This is a genomic window from Mesorhizobium sp. M7A.F.Ca.US.002.01.1.1 (assembly GCF_004022955.1).
GTDB classification, from domain to species: domain Bacteria; phylum Pseudomonadota; class Alphaproteobacteria; order Rhizobiales; family Rhizobiaceae; genus Mesorhizobium; species Mesorhizobium ciceri.
In genome coordinates this window covers 1-5,125 of record NZ_RZQE01000429.1, presented here as the reverse complement: position 1 = coordinate 5,125, position 5,125 = coordinate 1, and the positions used below count along the sequence as shown (strand labels likewise).

Below are 5,125 nucleotides of genomic sequence, written 5' to 3'. Positions count from 1 at the left end.
GCGTTGTCGACGCCCTGGCCTATGTCAGGCGACTGGCCGTGCAGCAGAACCTCGATCTTCGCCGTTTTCCAGTGGAAGCCGGCCTGCTCGTAGCCGATTTCGCGGATCGCCTTGCGGGCGACCGATTTGAACTTGGCCGGATTGACGACCGGATGGCCGGCGGCATCCTTGAGGATGTTGCCTGCCTTGTCCTTCTTCAGCAGCGTTTCCGGGACGCGCACTTCGCCGGCGATGACGACACGGTTGGTGGTGGCCAGCGTCTCGCAGGCGACACGGACTTTCCACGGGTCCATGCCGGTCTTCTTGGCTTCGCGATAGACCAGATCGACGATCTCGTCGGAAATCCGGTCACAGACTTTGTCGGGATGGCCCTCGGCAACGGATTCCGAGGTAAAGAAGTAGTTCTGCCGCGTCACGGGTGTCCCCTCTTGAAAAACGATCGGCAGGCTGCCGATTTTGGCGCGCCACGTGTTAGCGGGGCGAAGCGCCGCTCGTCAAGCGGTGCTTCGGCTCTGGCATGAATGTCGATGCCGTTATCTTGTGCCACCGGCGGCGGGGCGCCGCCGGTCCTGGCGTGATTGAGGATCAGTCGGGATCGTCGGCGGAGAGGGACTTGACCAGGTCTATGATCCTGCGGCGCACCTTGGCGTCGGCGATCTTGACAAAGGCCCGGTTGAGCTGAAGGCCTTCAGGGCTGCCGCAGAATTCGACAGCGAAAGCCATCGAAGCGTCCTCGGCAAATCCCCGGCCCGCCACAGGCTCCTGGCCGGGCGCATCCTCAAAAAAGAAAGCGACAGGCACGCCGAGTATGGACGCGATCGCCTGCAGACGGCTGGCGCCGACGCGGTTGGTGCCCTTTTCATATTTCTGAATCTGTTGAAATGTGATGCCGAGGTTTTCTCCCAGCTTTTCCTGGCTCATTCCAAGCATGTTGCGGCGAAGCCGAATGCGACTGCCAACATGGATGTCGATCGGATTCGGTTTCTTCTTGTTATCTTCTGTCATTTTTTCCTCGCCGAATTTTTTCGGCTTTCTCTATTTTTTTCCTGCCCAAACAAAGCCGGAGGCAACTGCCCCAACAGAACGATCCACCGGCTTCGAGAAATTTTCAGGCACTTACAGTATGAGTTTCTAATGTGTTGGCTGTCAATTCACCCGTAGCCTTTGCCTTACGTTCAACAGCGCTGCCCCAACGGCAAACAGCAACATGATCAGCATTCCGTTAATGCGCCGTTGGCCGGGAGATATGAGCGCCTGTCCGGAAATCGGTATGTGGGCATCGATGGCGCCGCGCGCGTCGATAGCAAGCGCATCGACGATGCGCCCGCGCGGATCGACGACGGCCGAGATGCCGTTGTTGGCGGCACGCACCAATGGCAATCCATTTTCCACCGCACGGATCTGGGCCTGCCTGAAATGCTGATACGGACCCGGCGTGTCGCCGAACCACGCATCATTGGTAACGTTCACAATAAGCTGCGCTGACGCAGCGTCAACTGCCACAAGATCGGGAAAGATCACCTCATAACAGATAAATGGCAGCGCACGGATGCCGTCGGGCAGCGTAATGGCGTGCCGCTCATTGCCGGCCGCGAAACTCATCGGCCCGGCAACCAGTTGCTCGATGCCGAAACGCTGGAGCAGATCGGCGAAAGGCAGGTATTCGCCGAACGGCACCAGGTGAACCTTGTCGACGGCGTCGGTGATTTCACCCTTGTCGTCGATCGCCACCACGGAGTTGTAGTAGCGGCTGTCGGCATTTGCGGCCGAGCCGCCTTCCTCGCGGACGACGCCGGCAATCAGCATCTGGCCGGGTCCGAGCATATCCCCCAGCGCCGTCAATGCGTCCGGACGCTCGGTGAAGAGGAACGGCACCGAGGTTTCGGGCCACAGGATCAGTTGCGGCTTTTGATGGCCTGGATCCGGCGCCTTGCCCGAGAGCCCCATCAGGACCGCGAAGATGCGGTCGCGCACCGAGGCATCCCATTTTTCCGACAGGTCCACGGCCGGCTGGACAATGCGGACATCCAGGCTGCGTGAAGCTGGCGGTTCGGGAGCGGCAAGCCTGATATAGCCGAAGCCGACATGGGCAGCGACGAGCACGACAAACAGTGCCGCGCCGAGGCGCAGGTGCCGACGTGCCGCCAGCAGTGCCGGCAGTGCGAAGACGAACACCGCGAGCGCGTTCATGCCGATCATGCCCGTCACCGAGACGCTCTGCATCAGCAGCGGCACGGGCATGGCCGCGTAGCCGACGGCATTCCAGGGAAAACCGGTGAACAGGAAATCGCGCAGCCATTCCGCCAGGCCGAAGCCGAAGGCAAGGGCGGCGATGCGGCCAATGTCGTTGCTCCACAGCAGCCGGGCAACGATTGCCGCAAAGCCATAGAAAAAGGCGAGCATGAAAGGAATGCCGACCACCGCGAAGGGAAGCGCCCAGGCAAAGCTGTCGGCCTCGACCAGCAGCGCCGAGCCGATCCACCAGAGGCCGGCGAGGAAATAGCCGAAACCGAACCACCAACCGACGGCGAAAGCCGGCCGCAGACGCCGGAACAGACTGCCTGAAGCTTCGCCGGTGGCGCCGTCGAGCAGCCAGACCAGCAGCGGGAACGAGACGAAACAGGCGGCGAAGAAGTCGTAAGGCGCCTGCCCAAGCACCGCGAGGGCGCCGGCGAGAAACGCCACGAGCGCACGCCGCCAACCCCAAAGCAGAATTATCCGGCCGGTGAGGCGCTCCATGCATACTTCCGAGTCGCGAATCAGGACACAAGATTTAACAGGCTGCGCTCCGCGCTCCAAACGGCGGATGGGCTGGCTGAGATGCACAGCTCCGGCCCTGCCTACCGGTGCCAACCCTCGATTTGAACGCCCCCCAGCCGCTCGGCCTCCTCGCGCGGAACCGAACGGATGGTCTGCGTGAACGTCCAGACATGGCCCTCGGGGTCGCGTGCACGATACTGGCGCTCACCGTAGAACTGATCCGCCGGCTCCTGGATTATATCAGCGTCGAGGGCTCGCGCTTGCTCGCAATGCGCATCCAGGCCACCCTTCAGCCTGACATAGATCGACTGCGTGTTCTTGCCCGAGATCGAAGCCGGGCTGGCGACGTAATCGCTCCATTCGGAATCGACGATGATGTAGCTGTCGCCGAACCGCATCTCTGCATGGATGAGCTTTCCCTCGGCATCGCTGACCACCATGCTGCGCTCGAAGCCGAAAGCCGCCTCGAGCCAGTCCAGCGCGGCATGCGGATCCTTGTAGAAAACACCAGAGCCCAGACTTGGATGCTTGAACGGGTCGTCGATAGTCATCGTGCGAGCGAAACGCTCACGCCTGTTCGGTGCGCGCCGTGGCACGCCGGCGACGCTCACCCTTCTGGCTCTGCACGATGCGCACGCGCTTGACGCGGCGCGGATCAGCGTCGAGGACGTGAAATTCAAAACCGGGTATGGCCTGCACCACCTCGCCGCGGGCCGGAACACGGCCAAGCGTGTTGAAAATCATGCCGCCGATGGTGTCGACATATTCGCCATGTTCACCGGCGGCGAAATCCCCGCCGATCATCTTGGCGACGTCGTCGATCTCGGCCTTGCCATCGACGATGAACACGCCGTCGCCGCTCTGGGTGATCATCGGCTCGTCGTCGTCATGCTCGTCCTCGATGTCGCCGACCACCATCTCGACGATGTCTTCCAGCGAGGCAAGGCCGTCGGTGCCGCCATATTCATCGATGACCAGCGCCATTTGCGTGCGCGTCGTCTGCATGCGAGCCATCAGGTCGGAGGCGAGCATCGACGGCGGCACGAACAGCACCGGGCGGATCAGATTGAGGTCGCCAATGGTGCGTGCGAGATCGACCTGGGCGAGATCGAGAACCGTGGCGACGGGTGTTTTCCTGGTCGAGCGGCCCTTCTTGACGCGCGCGATCTTGGTGATGTGGGCCAGCACATCACGGATATGGACCATGCCGCGCGGATCATCGAGGGTCTCTGAATAGACCGGCATGCGGGAATGGCCGGATTGCTCAAAGGTGCCCAGCAGATCGCCGAGCGTCGTCGTGATTTCGACCCCTTGAATGTCGGCGCGCGGCACCATGACGTCCTCGACGCGCACTTCGCGCAGCCGCAGGATGTTGTTGAGCATGGCGCGTTCGCCGGGCGAGAAGGCGCCGGCATCGCTCGTTGTCTCGGCAAGCGCGCCGGCGATTTCCTCCCGCAGGCTGGTTCCGTTGCGTTGCCTGAACAGGCCAAGAACGCGGTCGAACAGGGAGGGACCGGCAGGCGATGTCTCGCTGGCAGCGCTGCCGATGCTGGCAGCACCAGAGGTGCCGGCAGCAGCAGAGGTACTGCTAGCACCAGAGGCAACGGTACTCGGACTTGATCCCTCTTCCGACGTATCGGAAGCCTTGGTTGCACTGCCGGCGTCGGGGCGGGCGGCAGTCTCTGGTTTGTCGTTCATCGTCGTCCGGTCAATTGGTCAGATGTAGTTACGCGTAGGGGTCGGGAATGGCAAGCCTTGCAAGCGCCGCGCGTTCGACGGCTTCCATCGCCTCGGCCTCGGCCTCGGTCTCGTGATCGTAGCCCAGCAGATGCAGCAGGCCGTGGATGACGAGATGGGTGATATGGTTCTCGACAGGCTTGTCTTCCAGTACCGCTTCATGGGCGACCGTTTCGGCGGCCAGCACGATGTCGCCCAGCATCGGCGGCAACGGACCGCCCTGCGCAAACGGAAAAGCCGGGAAAGACAAGACGTTGGTCGGTTTGTCCTTGCCGCGCCAGCCGGCGTTGAGAACCTGGATATGGGCGTCGTCGGAAAAAACGAGACTGAGTTCGGAACGGCCCGCCACGCCGATTTCGGCAAAAGCCGCCTTAACGGCCCGATCGACCAGCCGCGTCAGGCTTGCCTCGTCGGGCCAGTTGCCCGCCTCAACCGCTATGTCGATGTCGACGGGAATATTCCCGTCGCCGGATATTATGTCCTCAGGCATGAAGCCGCATCGCCAACATCAATTCTCGGCGCCGAGGCCACGCGCCAGCTTGGCGTCCCGGTCGTAGGCCCTGACGATTTCCGCCACCAGCGGATGGCGAACCACGTCGCCGTCGTTGAAGCGCACGGTGACCGCGCC

Annotated in this window: 6 protein-coding genes and 1 pseudogene; all 7 read right to left on the bottom strand. The window is 62.2% G+C overall.

Annotation, left to right across the window (positions count from 1 at the left end; genetic code table 11):
* Positions 1-416: S-adenosylmethionine synthetase N-terminal domain-containing protein (locus EN932_RS28680; RefSeq protein WP_281061558.1), on the bottom strand; the 416-nt coding region annotated here is incomplete at its 3' end.
* A gap of 169 nt (positions 417-585) precedes the next feature.
* Positions 586-1,005 (bottom strand): helix-turn-helix domain-containing protein, encoded by a 420-nt coding sequence (locus EN932_RS28675; protein WP_013527901.1) that lies wholly within the window; start codon positions 1,003-1,005, stop codon positions 586-588.
* Between the two features lie 141 nt (positions 1,006-1,146).
* On the bottom strand, positions 1,147-2,739 hold the full coding sequence (lnt, locus tag EN932_RS28670; protein ID WP_063171171.1) for an apolipoprotein N-acyltransferase: 1,593 nt from the start codon (positions 2,737-2,739) through the stop codon (positions 1,147-1,149).
* Between the two features lie 101 nt (positions 2,740-2,840).
* A complete protein-coding gene (locus tag EN932_RS28665) occupies positions 2,841-3,311 on the bottom strand; it encodes a VOC family protein (RefSeq protein ID WP_127369986.1) in 471 nt (156 codons plus the stop codon).
* A 16-nt stretch (positions 3,312-3,327) separates the two neighbouring features.
* Entirely contained in the window at positions 3,328-4,458 is a 1,131-nt protein-coding gene (locus tag EN932_RS28660; RefSeq protein WP_027161765.1) for a hemolysin family protein, read from the bottom strand.
* A gap of 28 nt (positions 4,459-4,486) precedes the next feature.
* On the bottom strand, positions 4,487-4,987 hold the full coding sequence (ybeY, locus tag EN932_RS28655; RefSeq protein ID WP_032808361.1) for an rRNA maturation RNase YbeY: 501 nt from the start codon (positions 4,985-4,987) through the stop codon (positions 4,487-4,489).
* Between the two features lie 18 nt (positions 4,988-5,005).
* A pseudogene (locus tag EN932_RS39145) lies at positions 5,006-5,125 on the bottom strand (PhoH family protein); the annotation flags it as partial.